Source organism: Pseudaestuariivita sp., assembly GCF_052825805.1.
Map to the genome: position 1 here is coordinate 94746 of NZ_JBRBVB010000009.1, position 16555 is coordinate 111300.

Genomic DNA, 16555 nt, shown 5'->3' on the forward strand with positions numbered 1-16555 from the left:
AAGGCCCCTACCCTTTGCCGCAGACTTTTGACCGCGCGGCCTCTCGTGCATGGGACGCAAAGGGGATGCCCCGTGCTTTGAAACGCGCCTTGATAACGAATGGAGTTCACATGCCACTCTATGAGCATGTCTTTATCTCCCGCCAGGACCTGTCGAACACGCAGGCCGAAGGTTTGATCGAACACTTCGGCGCCGTGCTGGGCGACAATGGCGGAAAGCTCGTCGATCACGAGTACTGGGGCGTCAAGACGATGGCCTACAAGATCAACAAGAACCGCAAGGGCCACTACGCCTACCTGCGCACCGACGCGCCGGCAGGCGCCGTGCAGGAGATGGAGCGCCTGATGCGCCTGCATGACGATGTGATGCGCGTTCTGACGATCAAGGTCGACGAGCACGCCGAGGGCCCGTCCGTCCAGATGCAGAAACGTGACGAGCGCGACGGGCGCCGCGAGCGCCGTTAAGAGGAGACAAGACAGATGGCTGCAAAACCGTTTTTCCGCCGCCGCAAGGTCTGCCCCTTCTCGGGCGACAATGCACCCAAGATCGACTACAAGGACACGCGCCTGCTGCAACGGTATATCTCCGAGCGCGGCAAGATCGTGCCCTCCCGCATCACCGCCGTCTCGGCGAAAAAGCAGCGTGAGCTGGCCCGTGCAATCAAACGCGCGCGCTTTCTGGCTCTGCTGCCCTACGCCGTGAAATAAGGAGCCATTGCAATGCAAGTGATCCTTCTGGAACGCGTGGCCAAGCTGGGCCAGATGGGCGACGTCGTCGACGTCAAGCCCGGCTACGCGCGCAACTACCTTCTGCCGCAGAAAAAGGCGCTGACCGCGTCGGAGATGAACATCTCCGATTTCGAGGCGCGCAAGGCGCAGCTCGAGGCGCGCAACCTCGAGACCCGCAAAGAGGCAGGGGCGATGGCCGATCGTCTGGGCGGTCAGCAGTTCGTCATCATCCGGCAGGCGTCGGACGGCGGCAACCTCTACGGCTCGGTCACCACGCGCGATGCGGCGGATGCCGCGACCGCAGAGGGCTACTCGATCGACCGCAAGCAGGCGATCATCGAGCAACCGATCAAGGAGCTGGGCCTGCACACCGTGCTGATCACCCTACACCCCGAGGTCGATTGCGAGATCACGCTGAACGTCGCGCGCTCGCCCGAAGAGGCCGAGCTGCAAGCCTCCGGCAAGTCCATCCAGGAACTCGCCGCCGAGGAAGAGGCGCAGGCTGAATTCGAGATCGCCGAACTCTTCGACGACATCGGCTCCGCCGCATCGGACGACGAAGAGCTGGCACCGGCCGCCGAAGAGGCCGCCGAGGGCGAAGAGACTAAAGACGAAGCCTGATTTAGGGTATCAGTAAGATTATGAAAGGCCGCTCCTTTTCGGGCGGCCTTTTTGCTTTTGAGGCATAAAACCCTCCTAGCTTGGTGCCGGTGTGCATCTAGCTTGTGCAACAAGACTCGGTCGTTCACGCGCCGACCCGAGGGGTGGCGCAATCGCGCCGCCCCATGGGGGCGGGTCGGCGCGGCCTGACAGTGCCTGTCAGGCGGGCGCTTTGGTTTAAGCGGAAGTTCCTAAAGGCAAACATGGCGGGTACTTTGCAATTTGACGCAGCCGGTCTTGCCTTTGACTTTGCTAAACTCGGCAAACCTACACGAGCGTCCAGGCTTGGCAGCCTGCGATCTCCATCGGCACTTTTCTCCTCGCTACGGCATACCGTAGGTCCGCGCGCTCCATCCGAACCTTCCCTTTAATAACAAACAAAAGGGCCGCCCACGGGGGAGCGGCCCTTTCAAAAGGTCTCTGAGCAAACCTTAGAAGATCATCGGGTGATCGTGGTTGAAGCCTTCGCCGACCATGGCCTCGGCCTCTTCCAGCGCGATCGACAGGAGCAGGACGTCGCCCACATCCTTGTCGGTCGACGCGTTCTTGAACGACAAGAGCGTGTCCTTGACGCCGTCACCGTTGAAGTCGTCGAACTGGACCTCCGCCAGGTACGTCTTCTCCTTGGCGGCAAACGACAGCTTGTCTTCCTTCTGGTTGAAGTCCGTCACGGTCGTCAGGTCGATGTACGAACCTTCATCCTTGTTCCAGCAGAAGTCGAAGTGGTCCGCGCCGGCGCCACCCGTCAGGACGTCCTCGCCGGTGCCGTTCGCCTTGCCCAGCTGGACCAGGCGGTCGGCGCCGTTGCCACCCTTCATGGTGTCATTGCCCAGCCCGCCGACCATCAGGTCGTTGCCGGTGCCGCCATCCATGTAATCGTTGCCGGTGCCACCGAACATCTTGTCGTTGCCGGCGCCGCCTGCGAGCTTGTCGTTGCCGGCGTTGCCGCAGACGAGGTCCGCACCGTTGCCGCCATGCACGGCGTCGTCGCCATTGCCGCCAAAGAGCTTGTCCCGGCCACCGTTGCCGTAGATCACGTCCTGGCCGACCCCGCCGTGCGCGGTGTCGTTGCCCGCGCCGCCATAGATCTTGTCAGCGCCGTTGCTGCCCTTGATCTTGTCGTTGCCGTTGCCGCCATCGAGCGTGTCGTTGCCGTGACCGCCGTTGATCGCGTCGTTGCCGTCGCCGCCATACGCCTGGTCGTCGCCGGAGCCGCCTTCTAGCGCGTCGTTGCCGGCCTCGCCGCCGAGGGTGTCGTTGTCGGCACCGCCGCGCAGGGTGTCGTTGCCGTTGGCGCCCGACAGGTAGTCCTGTCCGTCCGCACCGTGCACGAGGTCGTTGCCGTCACCGCCGTACATCCAGTCGATGCCGTCGTTGCCGAACATCTTGTCGTTGCCGCCCTGGCCGTAAAAGATGTCGTTGCCCTCGTTGCCGATCAGCGTGTCATCGCCCTCGCCGCCCGAGAGCTTGTCGTTGCCCTCGCCGCCCTTGACGGTGTCGTCGCCGGCATCGCCATAAAGCCAGTCGTCGCCGTCGCCGCCAAAGACCCAGTCGTTGCTGCCGAGCGCCTTGATCGTGTCGTTGCCGGCCGCGCCTTGCAGGCGGTCCTCTTCGGGCGTGCCTTCGATCGAGAACGGCGTCTTGCCCTTGCCGGAGGCATGGTAGACGGCACCGTTGCCCTTGTAATCCTCAGGCGCCTTCCACTCGATCGTCTCGGGGCAGTTGCCGTCCGGGCAATCGTCCTTGCCACCGTAGATCGGGACGATCTCGGTGATGACCGGGTTCTTGAGGTCCGCGCCATTAAAGCCGTAGCCGGCGCCCACCTTGGGTGCGACGAGCGAGACAGAGATCGTCTCGGTGGTATCGAACTGCGCCTGGAACCAGGCGTCCTGATCGCTGGGATTGTTCGGCTCGGTGCCGGTGGCGATGATGACCTCGCCCTCGTTCACACTGACTTTGAGCGACGAATCCTTGTCGAGCGCGACGGCAGTGAAGTCGTTGCGGTCCAGAATGACCTGCTCGGCACCGCTGTTCTCGTCGATGTCGGTAAAGGTGGCCTTACCCGCCAATTCGACCGGCTTGCCGGTCTCTTGATCCATGAAGTCAAAGCGCAGCTTGACGCTCTCGCCTTCCATATGGTCGTTGCGGTCGCCGTTGATCAGGAAAACCTGGTTCTCGACCGGGTTCGTCAGATCGACGCGCAGATTTTCGTTGGACAGCTTCTCCACCGTGACCTTGACCGCGACGATCGTGCCGTCGGGCAACTTGGCGGCATTGTCATAGATGACCGAGTCGCCGGCCTTGGCGTGACCGTCCTTGCCGGTCTGCGATCCCTCGCGTACGCTTTTAGGATGCAACAGCAGGTTTGTGCTCGATGGTGCTGCACTGTTGTTTTGTGTCATGTAACCTTATCCCCAGGTTCAAACATCAAGCCCCCGCCCAGATGCTTTGAACATGACGAACCGTATTAACCACGAATCCGGCGCCAAAAGGGCGGGATCACGTTGTTTTTTGACACTTGGAAAACTTTGCGCGCGTTTCGGCACAGAAGTCGTCTCAATCAGGCTTACGTTCCGTTAAAGAACCCCGGTTCCGCCCCATTTCGACCCCAATCTTAGTTAATTTCGCAATCGACGACTGCTGCTGCGTGGGGGCGCATCATGGCCTGGGGAAACAGACATGTCCGACAACGCAAACGCCCAACCGGGTGACGAAAAAGAAATGCAATCCAACATTCAAGAGCCGGCGCCCGAGCCCAAGCCCGCTCCTGAAGAAGAAAAGCAAACGCGCGAAGAGCGCCTGAAAGAGCGCGACGAACGTCGGGCCGAGCGCGATGCCGAGCGCGAAGCCAAAGACAAAGCACGCGCCGAGGAAGACGCAAAGCGCGACGCTGAAAAAGCTGCCGAAGACGAAGCCAAGGCCAAGGAAAAGGCCGAGCGCGACGCACAGCGCGAGTCCGACAAGGAAAACCGCGCCGAAGACCGCACCGAGCGTGACCGCGCCGCGGACGAAGAGCGCTCCGAGCGTCTCGCCGAGCGCGACGATCGCCGTGCAGAAAAAGACGCTGCCAAAGCTGAAAAGGACAAGCTGAAAGAAGAAGAGAAGGCCAAGAAGGAAGCCGAAGAGAAGGCGCAAGACGAAGCGGACGCCAAAGCCGAAGCCGAGCAAGACGAAGCAGACGCAAAAGCTAAAGCCGAGAAAGAAGCGCAAGACCAGGCTGACGACGAAGCCCGCGAGAAAGAGCGTCAGGAACGCCTCGCCGCACGCGACGAAGAGCGTGCCCAGCGCGAAAAAGAGCGCGCCGAGGAAGACGCAAAGCGCGACGCTGAGAAAGCAGCAGAGGCAAAGGCCAAAGCAGACGCCAAAGCCAAGGAAGAAGCTGAAAAGCAAGCTCAAGAGGAAGCCGAAGCAAAAGCCAAGGCCGAAGCTGAAGCCAAAGAGCAAGCCGAGAAAGAGGCCGAAGCCAAGGCACGCGCCGAGGAAAAAGCCAAGCGCGACGCTGAAAAGAAAGCCGAAGCCGACGCAAAAGCCAAAGCTCAAGCTGAAAAGCAAGCTCGCCTTGAGCAGGAAGCCAAGGAGCGTGAAGAAGCAGCTGCCAAGCGTGAAGCCGAGCTGAAAGCCGAAGCCGAGGCGCGCGAAAAAGCGCAAGCCGAAGCCGAAGCCAAGCGCAAGGCCGAGCAAGAAGCCAAGCAAAAAGCACGTGAAGAAGAGAAAGCCAAGGAAGCGGCTGCCGAAGAAGAGCGCAAGCTTGCCGAAGGCGGGACCTTCAACGGCACCGATGGCAATGACGAGATCAAAGGCGGTCTCGGCAATGACAAGATCATCGGCGGCGCTGGCGACGACAAGCTCTGGGGCAACGACGGTGCCGACAAGCTGCTTGGCGGCGCAGGTGCTGACGTCCTCTACGGCGGCGCGGACAACGACAACCTGATCGGCGGCATGGGCGCAGACGAGCTCTATGGCGAAGACGGTGCTGACAAGCTCGTTGGCGGCAACGGCGCAGACGTGCTCGACGGCGGCAAAGGTGCCGACAAGATGTACGGTGGCTCCGGCACGGACAAGATGTCCGGCGGTGACGGCAACGACGTGGCTTACGGCGGCGCAGACGCGGACACCATGTACGGCGGCGCAGGCGACGACGCGATGCACGGCGGCTCCGGCAACGACAACGTCCAGGGCAACGAGGGCAACGACACGCTCAGCGGCAATTCCGGTGACGACGCCCTGTCCGGCGGCGAAGGCAACGACCTGATCAACGCAGGCTCGGGTGCCGACAAGGTCGACGGCGGCGAAGGCAATGACGTCATCAACGGCGGCTCCGGCGCGGACTACATCGAAGGTGGCGCTGGTGACGACGTGATCCGCGGTGGCTCGAACTCCGACAAGATCTCCGGTGGTGAAGGCAACGACAAGATCTGGGGCGGCAGCACTGCCGACAAGATCGACGGCGGCGCCGGCAACGACCTGGTCAACGGCGGCAGCGGGCACGACGTGCTCTATGGCGGCGCGGGCGACGACAAGATGTCGGGTGGTCGTGGCAACGACGTCATGGACGGCGGCATGGGCAGCGATGTCATCCACGCCGGCAGCGGCAACGACAAGATCGTGACCATGGGCACGGGTGACGGGTCCGGCAAGGACATGCTCACCGGCGGCCGCGGCGCTGACACGTTTGTCTTTGACTTCAACAAGGACGAAGGCGCGCGCATCGACGTGGCTCAGATCACCGACTTCAACGAGAACGCCGACGAGCTTGTATTCATGGGCGACCAGAAGATGGTGATGGGCAAGATCGCTCAGTACGACTTCAACGGTGACGGCGATGTCGACACGGTCTTCCACCTGATCAACGGCGAGACGCAGAAGGACGCGGGCACCGTGGTCCTGCTGGGCGTCGAACTGGACGGCACCGACGAGTTCGTCGGCCAAGCCTTCCACGACGACAACCCGTTCACGTTCTAAGTTGACCAACAAACGAGTTTCAAAGGGCCGCCTTCGGGTGGCCCTTTTGGTGTTTGGGGTGGCGCTTCGAAAAGGCTCGTGCCGCGTGACGGGGGCTTATCTCACTGAAACACGATCCGGTCGCGCCAAGTCATTGGAGGATCGTACATCAATCCTTCGCCGCGCTTGGTCACGGATCTCTCAAGCCACAGAGCCAGCTGTATGAGGTTCGGCGCCACCCAGGGTAAGGTGGGCAGTGCCGAAACGAGTGTTGCCCGTGGTGCCGCAAGACCCGCGTGGCTCTGGCTCAACTCGGCTGCGCTATGCCTTGCCCACCCTACGGCGCGCGACCAGCCCCGTAAGGTGGGCGGTGCCGAACCATCGGAACGGACGTGACCAACGAAAACCGCGGCGACAGCTCAAAACGCGCCCGCCGTGCCATGCCCACCCTACCCCGCGCCCAGGCTCCGTAAGGTGGGCACTGCCGAAAGACAGAGCCACCCCGCACCCCCATACGCAAAAGGGCCACCCGAAGGCGGCCCTTTCGCAAACTCTCACCAAATTCAGTTCGGGATCAGGTTTGGCACGATCGTCACGATCCCCGGGAAGGACCACAGCAAGGCCAGCCCCGCCACCTGGATCAACACAAACGGAATGATCCCGCGGTAGATGTGGCCGGTTGTGACCTCCGGCGGCGCCACGCCGCGCAGGTAAAAGAGCGCAAACCCGAAGGGCGGCGTCAGGAACGACGTCTGCAGGTTCACCGCGATCATGATCGTCACCCACTTGGGATCGAACGTGCCGCCATAGATCACCGGCCCCACAATCGGGATCACGATGTAGATGATCTCCAAAAAGTCGAGCACGAACCCGAGGATAAAGAGCACGAGCATCACGATCAGGAACACCTGGAACTCGCTGTCGAACGACTTCAGGAACTGCTGGATGTAGTGCTCCCCACCGAACGAGATCACCACGAGGTTGAGGATCTGCGAGCCGATCAGGATGGTGAAGACCATCGAGGTCACCTTGGCCGTCTCCCGCACTACAGGAGTCAGAATGCCGTTGGAGTAAAGAATCCAGCACGAGAACAGCAGCCCGAAGAACGCGTAGAGAAACGCGCCGTAGGCGGCGAGGAAGCCCAGCCAGTTCTCGAGCGCGACCTCCTCCTGGTTCACCCGCAGGTCAAAGTTCACGCCGATCAGGATGCAGATGATGACCGCCAGCGTGGACCAGATGATGATCTTGGGAGACCGGTCAAGGTCCCTCAGCTTGCGATAGGCCGCCAGCATGATCGCGCCCGCCGCGCCAAGCGCCGCAGCCGGCGTCGGGTTGGTGATCCCGCCGAGGATCGAGCCGAGCACGGCCACGATCAGCACCAGCGGCGGGAAGACGACGCGGATCAGCTCGTTCTGCGCGCAACGCCCCATCGCCACCGCCGTGCCGTAGAGCGCCAGCGCAAAGGGCAGCGCCATGATCAGCACGTAAAGGCCCGGGCTCGTGGTCGGCCCGACGATCACCAGGTCAAAGAGCACCGCCAGCGCGAGGCCAAAGCCACCGACCATCAGCGGACGCGGGTCCGACGTCGGCGAGACGCCGCGGCCAAAGGCCAGCACCAGACCCAACAGGATGATCAGCACGGCCGTGCCGGTCCCGATCGGCGCCGCATCCGCGATGCGTTGCAGGCGCACCTCTTCCTGCTGCTCAGGCGTCAGGCGTTCGGCCTGCTGCACACCGCCGGCACTGTCGATGGCCTGCTGCTCGGCGACTGCCGCGTCCCAGGCCTCCTGCCCGTGCAACTCGATCATCGAGGCGGCACATTGCTCCGAGACGTTCGTGCGCAGGGACGCGCTCTGCCCGGCGTCCGAGAAGCTCGACACGGTCACGGTTTGCGAGCCGACCATGTTCAGCTGACCCAGCGCAATGGTGCCGACGATCAGCAGCGCAGGCACGCCGAGGAACCAGGTGAATGCCTCGTTGCGGGTGATGACTTCCGAGTTGGTGGACTCCATCTCCACTGCCGGCGCCTTTTCGGGATTGAGCAGCGCGTAGCCAAAGGCGTAGAGCGCGTAGAGCACAGCCAGCATGATCCCCGGCAAGAGCGCCGCCTGAAAGAGCGTGCCAACTGACACAACCGCAGGCTCGCCAAGGAACGTCAGCGCGTCCGAACAGCCCGCGGACTGTGCCCGCTCTTCCTGCGCGGCCGAGTAGAGGTCACCGGCCAGCGTCCCGAGCAGCACGATCACGATGGACGGCGGGATGATCTGCCCCAGCGTGCCGGAGGCCGCGATGACCCCCGTCGCAATCTCGGGCGAGTAATTGTTGCGCAGCATGGTGGGTAGCGCGAGCAGGCCCATGGTCACCACGGTTGCGCCCACGATGCCCGTCGAGGCGGCCAGGAACGCGCCCACGACCACGATCGAGACCGCGAGACCGCCCGGCAGCGGGCCAAAGACACGCGCCATGGTGGTGAGCAGATCGTTGGCGATCTTGGACCGCTCGAGCGTGATGCCCATCAGGACGAACATCAGCACCGCCAGCAGCGTCTCGATGGACTGTCCGGCGAGCACGCGCTCGTTGATGCGGTTCACGATGAACGACACGTTGCGGTCGAGCGCGGTCTCCCAACCGCTCACGAACACCGGCTCGGCGATGCGCGGCAGGTCCGGGTATCGAAACACCGAGATGTCGTCCGGGCGCACACCCGTCGCCACGATGTCCTTGAACGCCTGCGTGGAGGTGTCGATGGCCTGGTGGATCAAGAGCCCCGCGCTGTCGAGCGCGGCGATGATCGCGAACGAGATCACCCCCGCCCCGCCGATGGCGAAGGCCACCGGAAATCCCGACAGGATCCCGCCAAAGAGGCACAGGAATACGATGATGAGGCCGATCTCGACGCCGTCTAGTCCGAAAAGCATGTCCCTGGTCCCTGCCCTTAATGCGTGCCTTCGTAGGCTTCTTCGCCGTCGCCGAGGCTGTCTTTGTCGAGGTACTTGCCCGCGCTCTCCTCACCTTCGACGAACTCGAGGTACGAGCGGTAGAAAAAGGCGATGGCGTGCAGGAAGACGAGGCCCGCAAAGAGCACCAGCAGCACCTTGAAGAGGAAGTAGGCGTTAAACCCGTTTGGGCTGAACCCGATGGTCTCCACGTTCCAGCGCAGCGCGCGCGCCTTGGTCAAGAGGCGGTCGAGCCCGTCCGAAGCGGACGGCTTCGGCACGATCAGGTGCCGCCAGAGAAAGTACCAGCCGTACATCCAGATCAGGATCGCGCACGGCGCCATCAGAAAGAGCGAGCCGAACATGTCGATCGCCCGCTTGGTGCGATACGAGACCGCCGAATAGACGAGGTCCACCCGCACATGCGCCCCCTGCACAAAGGCATAGGTGCAGCAGAGGCAGACGATGATGGCGTTGTAGAGCTTGAGCTCTTCGGCCCACCAGCTGACGTCGAACGTCATGGTCTTGCCGAGGCCGATGGAGATCTCCGCCACCGCAAAGATGCGCTGCAAGAGGACGATCATCACCTGCTGGAGGACCATGATCAGGCCCGCCCAGACAAAGATACGGCCCACCGTGTTGGCGACCGCCTCGAGGCCCACCGTCACCTTCCAAAGGAACTGGCGGGAATAGAACATCCCGATCGCCGTCACCGTCAGGAAAGCCGTGAAACAGACGAAAAAGAATTCGACCGAGCCGCCGTAATATACGAGGCGCTGCACCGACTGCTTGTCTTCGGTCGTGTTGCCCCAGGTCACCCAGTCGAGCCACAACACCGGATGCGTGAGCGCATAGGCAAAGTTGTAGAACGCGAGCCCAATGTTGGAAAAGAACCAGACAAGTGCGTCCAGCATGATGCCTCCCCCCGTGTGGTGTGCTGCCCCCTGACCCGCGGCGCGGCGCTGCTCCGGCCAGTCAGCGGTGGTGGTGGCAAGGTCTCATGCCTCGCGCGCCACCTTGAGAACCGGGCGCCACGAGGGCGCCCGGTCCAATGGTTGGTCTGGCCCGCTTAGCCGCGAACGCGGTCGCGCTGCGTGCGGTAGGCCGATTCCGAGTTGGTGATCCAGCCCGAGCTGTCGTCCATCGACGCAAAGTAGTCGTCGTTGATCTTCTTGAAGAGCTCGTCGCCCATGAACTCGCCGTAGACGGCTTTGGACGCTTCGAACATCGCGCTCCAGACCGAATCCGGGAACTCGAGGACCTGAACGCCGCCAGCCTGCAGACGCGCCAGCGCCGAGCCGTTGTTGTTCATGTACTGCGACAGGTTCCAGACGTTCGCGTAAGCCGAGGCCGACTCGATCATCGCCTGGTGCGCCGGGCTGAGGTCGTTGAAGACGTCGAGGTTCGTGGCCACCGACAGACCCGCCGCCGGCTCGTGCATGCCGGAGGTGTAGTAGAACTTGGTGATCTCCTGGAAGCCGGCTTTCTCGTCCGCCCAGGGACCGATCCACTCGGTGCCGTCGATCGCGCCGGAGGCCAGCGCCTGGTAAACTTCTGCGCCCGGAAGGTTCTGGACCGATGCGCCCATCTCGCCCAGCACGCGGCCGCCGAGGCCGGGCATGCGGAACTTGAGGCCGTTGAAGTCTTCGGGACCGGTGATCTCCTTGCGGAACCAGCCGCCGGCCTGCGTGCCGGTGTTGCCCGCCAGGAACGATTTGAGGCCGAAGATTTCGCCCAGCTCGTCGTGCAGCGCACGGCCGTTGCCGTGGTAGTACCAGTTGTTCAGCTCTTGCGCGGTCATGCCGAAGGGCACGCCCGTGAAGAAGGCAAAGCCCGGGTGCTGGTTGATGAAGTAGTAGTCCGCCGCGTGGTACATGTCGGCCTGACCCGAGGTCACGGCGTCGAACACTTCGAACGCGCCGACGAGTTCGCCAGCTGCTTTGACTTCGACCGTCAGCGTGCCGTCGGACATCGCGTTGATCGTGTCAGCGGTCTTCATCGCCGCGTCGAACACGCCTGCGAGGCCGCGGCCCCACGAGGTCACCATCGTCAGCGTGCGGTGGCCGGCGGCATATGCCGGTGCGGCCAGAGCGGTGGTGGCAGCTGCGCCGCCACCAATTGCGGATGTTTTCAGAAAAGAACGACGATCCATGAGGTATCCTCCCGATTTATCGATGCGCGGCGGTCTCCCTCACCGCGCGGATCGTTTCAGTGGGCGCACCATAGGCACATCCCGCGCAAGGCTGAATACCCATGACTACGTAGAGCCACTACGGAGCGCCGGCGGGGCAGGCTCAGGGGCGCGCGAGAAACAGAAGCACAGCCGGAGCGCGCATTTCTTTGCAGATCGAAGGCAAGGCACTGATAGATCGCAACTTTATGTCGCCCGGGCGCTGAAAAGGTTAACGCGCGTGTCAGGTTCCGTCACCCGGCAACGTTGGTCTGTGGCAAGCAAGTACGGCGCGCGGTATACTTTTGAACACCGCCCGGGACACTTGATCCACCGCCCAAAGCCGCAAATCAGCCCCGACGAATCACTTTGATTCGCCGCTGATTCCCCCGTACCAAACGGCATGGCCCAAACCCGCGCCGATACACGAAGCCTTGCCCGCTTCCTGCCGCGTCTGAACTACGGACAGAAGCTGTCGCTCGTGGCGGCCCTGCCCGTCGTGCTTGCCGTCGCCGGGATCGCCGTGTTCGTCGCGCTGCAATCGCGCGCCACCGCCGAGCGCGAGATCAAGCAGCTCGAGACGCGCCTTCTGGAGGCCAAAAAGGAAGAGCTGCGCAACTACGTCACGCAGGCGCGCAACGGCTTCTACTTCATCTACGGCAACGCGCCCTTTGACGATCAGAGGGCCAAGGACCAGGTGGCGCAGATCCTCGCCGCGATGATCTATGGCGAGGACGGATTCTTCTTTGTCTACGACTACGACGGCACCAACCTCGTCTCCCCGCGCCAGACGGACATGATCGGGCGCGACTGGTCTGGCCTGACCGACAGCGCCGGCACACCCATCGTCGACAGCTTCATCGACCTCGCGCGACAGGGGTCGGGCTATCACGAGCACCTCTGGCCCAAGCCCTCGACCGGGGAGGAAGCGCGCATGATCACCTTTGTGCTGGGCCTGCAGGACTGGCGGTGGGCGGTCGGCACCGGGGTCTTCATCGACGACGTGCTCGCCTCCGTCGCGGCCGCGCGGGCGGACGTCGAGGCCGGCGTGCGCCAGACGTTCCTGACCATCGGCGCGATCACCCTCGCCGCGCTCCTGCTTGTCTTTACCTCCGGCATGTTCATCACGGTGCGCGAGCGGCGGCTGGCCGACACCAAGCTCAAGGCGCTCACCCAGCGCGTGTTCGACGCGCAGGAGGAAGAGCGCGGCCGCGTCGCGCGCGAGTTGCACGACGGGATCAGCCAGTCACTTGTCGGGGTGCGTTACGCCCTCGACGCCACCCGGCGGCGCCTGCACAGCGGCGACAACCGCGCCGAAGGCTCGCTCGACAAGGGCATCGACCAGCTCGCCGGCGCCATCAACGAGGTCCGCCGGATCAGCCGCGACCTGCGCCCCGGCGTGCTCGATGACCTCGGCCTCGGCCCGGCACTCAAGGCGCTCACCGACGACTTTGCCAGCCGGACCGGGATCGAGACCGATTTCAGCACCGTCGTCTTCCGCAACCGCCTCGACCCCGATGCCAAGATCGCGCTCTACCGCATCGCGCAGGAGGCGCTCACCAACATCGAACGCCACGCCCGCGCCACGCACTGCACCGTCGACCTGCGCGGCCACCGCCGCGGCGCGACCTTGCGCATTTCCGACAACGGGGTCGGCCTGCCCGCGGGACGCGCGCCCAGCGGTCCCGGCCTCGGCCTCAGGAACATGCAGGAGCGGATGGAGCAGCAGGACGGCAGCCTGCGCATCCTCTCGACACGGCAAGGCACTGTGATCGAGGCGCAGGTCCCCCTCACCCACGTTCTGCCCCCCGAAGAGCCGGAGGCGCAGGATGCGCCATCCCGGCAGGACGCCTCGTCCCGGCAGGACGCCTCGTCCCGGCAGGAGCTTTCCGCATGATCGAGACAGCCGCCCGCACCCGCGTCGTCATTGTCGACGACCACCCGATGGTCGCCGAAGGGATCGAGGCCATCCTCGAGAGCTATGACGACATCACCGTGCTCGCCTCCCTCTCGGATGCGCGCTCCATCGTGGACCAGATCGACACGCTTGCGCCCGACGTCGTGCTGCTCGACCTCAACATGCCCGGCATGTCCGGCCTCGCGGCGACCGAGCTCCTCTTGGAAAAGCGCCCCGAGACGCACGTGCTCATCCTGTCGATGCACGACAGCCCCGAGTACATCTCGACTGCGATGAGCCACGGCGCCAAGGGGTATGTGCTCAAAGACGTGCCGACCGACGAGATCCACCGCGCGATCACGCAAGTCATGGCCGGGGAGACGTATCTCTGCACCGGCGCCAAGGGCTCCCTGACGCCCAGCCCGGGCGCAGCCGGCGCGCTCACCGGGCGCGAACAGACGATCCTGCTGCAGCTGGCGCAGGGCAAGTCGAACAAGGAGGTGGCCAACGCGCTCGACATCTCGGTGCGCACGGTCGAGACGCACCGCAAGAACATCAAGCGCAAGCTCGGCATCTCCTCCACCGCCGGCCTCACCCGCTACGCGCTCGAACACGGCGTGCTGCAGGGGTCCGGCTTGGCGCGCTAGACGCTATTCGGCAACCGCATCGAACCGCTTGCGCAGCACCGCCCCGGTGTCCGTCGCATAGGCGCGCGGTCCAATTTGGGTGACCGCGCTGCAGGTCGCGCCCGTCCGTGGCCCTTCTTCAAAGAAGATGCAGAGCGTGTCGTCGATCACCTGCCAGCGCCCGTCAAAGGCGCCGATTTGGCTCTGCACCCGCAAACCACCGTGGCTGTCGACTTTGACGGTCGCGTCAAACGCCTGCTCCTCGAGGTCGAAGACGCTGTAGGCAAAGGCACCGATGATCTCGTCCTGGCTGAGCACGCGTGGCGGCTCGGCGGAGGTCTTGATCGCTGCCGCCACTGCCAGTGCCCCGGTCATCGTACCGAACGCCAGGGCAATCTTGCGGTAGGTCGGCATCGTGGGTCCTCCTAAACATACAAACGCCTGTGAGCGCATATCTAAACCGTTCAGTTCAGTTATGTCCTGCGACATGCTTTGCAAGGGGCATGCCGGGGCATTTGCGCCGCCGCCTTCGATCCCAGACAGAAAGTTGCGCACACACGCATTTTCACGACACAAACGCAAATTAGGCGGTTGACCCCCCGGACAGCCCTGCCTAGTGTCCGCGGCAGTCCAAGAGGTCAGACGATGCAAATTCTTGTCGTACTTGTAGGAGAAAGGCGCATGGAGCCGTAACCGGCAACCATTCAGGTACCCATGCGCCCCCGACTGACCCTCGGGGGCTTTTTTGTGGCTGACGTTAAGATGGAGAGCACGATGACACGTCAGATGACCGGAGCGAAGATGGTGGTTCAGGCCCTGAAGGATCAGGGTGTCGACACGGTATTCGGGTATCCCGGTGGCGCCGTCCTTCCCATCTACGACGAGATTTTCCAGCAAAACGCGATCCGGCACATCCTCGTGCGGCACGAGCAGGGCGCGGTGCACATGGCCGAGGGCTATGCCCGCTCGACCGGCAAGCCGGGCGTGGTGCTGGTGACGTCCGGTCCGGGTGCGACCAACGCGGTGACGGGTCTGACGGACGCGCTGATGGATTCGATCCCGCTCGTGGTGCTGACCGGCCAGGTGCCGACCTTCATGATCGGCTCGGATGCCTTTCAGGAGGCGGACACCGTCGGCATCACCCGCCCCTGCACCAAGCACAATTGGCTGGTGAAGGAGACGGACGCGCTCTCGGGTGTGATCCACGAGGCGTTCCACGTGGCGACCCAAGGCCGTCCGGGCCCGGTGCTCATCGACATCCCCAAGGACGTGCAGTTCGCAAACGGCACCTACACCCCGCCGGCCAAGGCTGATCTTGGCCACTACCAGCCCCGCGTCAAAGGCGACATGGACACGATCACCGCGCTGGTCGAGGCCATCGAGACCGCCGAGCGGCCTGTGTTTTACACCGGCGGCGGAGTCATCAACTCCGGCACCGGCGCGAGCCAGCTCCTGCGCGAGCTGGTGGAGGCGACGGGCATCCCGATCACCTCCACCCTCATGGGTCTGGGCGCCTATCCGGCCTCGGGCAAGCACTGGCTCGGGATGCTGGGCATGCACGGGCTTTACGAGGCCAACCTCGCGATGCACGACTGCGATCTGATGATCAACATCGGCGCGCGGTTCGACGACCGGATCACGGGGCGCATCGACGCCTTTTCCCCGAAGTCGACCAAGGCGCATATCGACATCGACCCGTCCTCGATCAACAAGGTGGTCAAGACCGACCTGCCGATCGTGGGCGACGTGGGCCATGTGCTCGAGGACCTCTTACGGGTCTGGAAGGCGCGCGGGCGCAAGGTCAACCGCGAGGCGCTGTCCAAGTGGTGGGCGCGCATTGAGGAGTGGAAGGCCGTCGACTGCCTCAAGTTCAAACAGGAAGGCATGACGATCCGCCCGCAGCACGCGCTTGCGCGGCTCGAGGCGCTGACCAAGGACCGCAAGGACCGGTTCATCTGTACCGAAGTCGGCCAGCACCAGATGTGGGCGGCGCAGTACCTCGGGTTCGAGGACCCCAACCGCTGGATGACCTCCGGTGGCCTCGGCACGATGGGCTACGGCTTCCCCGCCTCCATCGGCGTGCAGATCGCGCACCCGGACGCGCTGGTGATCAACGTCGCCGGTGAGGCGTCGTGGCTGATGAACATGCAGGAGCTGGGAACTGCCGCGCAGTACCGCCTGCCGGTCAAGCAGTTCATCCTCAACAACGAGCGGCTCGGCATGGTCCGCCAGTGGCAGGAGCTCCTGCACGGTGAGCGCTACTCGCATTCGTGGTCGGACAGCCTGCCGGACTTCGTCAAACTGGCCGAGGCATTCGGCGCCAAGGGTATCCAGTGCGCGGACCCGGCGGACCTCGACGATGCGATCATGGAGATGCTGAACCACGAGGGGCCGGTCGTCTTTGACTGCCTCGTGGAAAAGCACGAAAACTGCTTCCCGATGATCCCGTCCGGCGCGCCGCACAACAAGATGCTCATGGGCGAGGCCTCGACCAAGGACGCCATCGGCGACACCGGCGCGGTTCTGGTCTGACACGAGGCGCCGCACTTTATGCGCAGGCATAAAGTGCATCGGCGCATCTGGGTCTTCGGCCAAGG

At 63.6% G+C, this 16555-nt stretch carries 12 protein-coding genes; 7 read left to right on the forward strand and 5 right to left on the reverse strand.

All coding sequences use genetic code 11. The features are described from left to right. Window positions 1-110 precede the first annotated feature (110 nt). From rpsF to rplI, 3 genes are read left to right on the forward strand one after another with little or no spacing between them, the layout of a single operon-like run. Window positions 111-464 carry a 30S ribosomal protein S6 gene (gene rpsF / locus ACU0B3_RS10940; RefSeq protein WP_446260889.1) on the forward strand — a complete coding sequence of 118 codons (354 nt, stop codon included), beginning with the start codon at window positions 111-113 and terminating at the stop codon, window positions 462-464. 15 nt (window positions 465-479) lie between these two features. Further along, entirely contained in the window at window positions 480-707 is a 228-nt protein-coding gene (rpsR, locus tag ACU0B3_RS10945; protein ID WP_005982441.1) for a 30S ribosomal protein S18, read from the forward strand. 12 nt (window positions 708-719) lie between these two features. Then, a complete protein-coding gene (gene rplI, locus ACU0B3_RS10950; protein WP_446260890.1) occupies window positions 720-1349 on the forward strand; it encodes a 50S ribosomal protein L9 in 630 nt (209 codons plus the stop codon). Between the two features lie 470 nt (window positions 1350-1819). On the opposite strand, the gene ACU0B3_RS10955 is transcribed toward rplI, so the two are convergent. Continuing rightward, the gene (locus tag ACU0B3_RS10955) at window positions 1820-3790 is read right to left on the reverse strand and encodes a calcium-binding protein (protein ID WP_446260891.1); all 1971 of its coding nucleotides are present in this window, start codon (window positions 3788-3790) and stop codon (window positions 1820-1822) included. Between the two features lie 277 nt (window positions 3791-4067). On the opposite strand from ACU0B3_RS10955, the gene ACU0B3_RS10960 reads away from it, so the two are divergent. Beyond that, window positions 4068-6350 (forward strand): hypothetical protein, encoded by a 2283-nt coding sequence (locus tag ACU0B3_RS10960; protein WP_446260892.1) that lies wholly within the window; start codon window positions 4068-4070, stop codon window positions 6348-6350. A gap of 542 nt (window positions 6351-6892) precedes the next feature. On the opposite strand, the gene ACU0B3_RS10965 is transcribed toward ACU0B3_RS10960, so the two are convergent. From ACU0B3_RS10965 to ACU0B3_RS10975, 3 genes are all read right to left on the reverse strand, one after another. After that, entirely contained in the window at window positions 6893-9247 is a 2355-nt protein-coding gene (locus tag ACU0B3_RS10965) for a TRAP transporter large permease (RefSeq protein ID WP_446260893.1), read from the reverse strand. Between the two features lie 17 nt (window positions 9248-9264). Next, a complete protein-coding gene (locus ACU0B3_RS10970; RefSeq protein WP_446260894.1) occupies window positions 9265-10179 on the reverse strand; it encodes a TRAP transporter small permease subunit in 915 nt (304 codons plus the stop codon). A gap of 155 nt (window positions 10180-10334) precedes the next feature. Next, window positions 10335-11417: a TRAP transporter substrate-binding protein gene (locus ACU0B3_RS10975; protein WP_446260895.1), complete on the reverse strand. Its 1083-nt coding sequence runs from the start codon at window positions 11415-11417 to the stop codon at window positions 10335-10337. A gap of 421 nt (window positions 11418-11838) precedes the next feature. Here ACU0B3_RS10975 and ACU0B3_RS10980 point away from each other — a divergent pair, with 421 nt between their 5' ends. Continuing rightward, window positions 11839-13332, forward strand: coding sequence for a cache domain-containing protein (locus tag ACU0B3_RS10980; RefSeq protein ID WP_446260896.1), 1494 nt, complete (start codon window positions 11839-11841; stop codon window positions 13330-13332). Continuing rightward, window positions 13329-13979 carry a response regulator transcription factor gene (locus ACU0B3_RS10985; RefSeq protein ID WP_446260897.1) on the forward strand — a complete coding sequence of 217 codons (651 nt, stop codon included), beginning with the start codon at window positions 13329-13331 and terminating at the stop codon, window positions 13977-13979. Before ACU0B3_RS10980 ends, ACU0B3_RS10985 begins: the two co-directional genes overlap by 4 nt. Before the next feature lie 3 nt (window positions 13980-13982). Here the strand turns inward: ACU0B3_RS10985 and ACU0B3_RS10990 are convergent, their stop codons facing one another. Further along, window positions 13983-14372, reverse strand: a complete 390-nt coding sequence (locus tag ACU0B3_RS10990) for a hypothetical protein (protein ID WP_446260898.1) — start codon at window positions 14370-14372, stop codon at window positions 13983-13985. A gap of 360 nt (window positions 14373-14732) precedes the next feature. Here ACU0B3_RS10990 and ACU0B3_RS10995 point away from each other — a divergent pair, with 360 nt between their 5' ends. Continuing rightward, window positions 14733-16490, forward strand: coding sequence for an acetolactate synthase 3 large subunit (locus tag ACU0B3_RS10995; protein ID WP_446260899.1), 1758 nt, complete (start codon window positions 14733-14735; stop codon window positions 16488-16490). The last annotated feature ends 65 nt before the right edge of the window (window positions 16491-16555 follow it).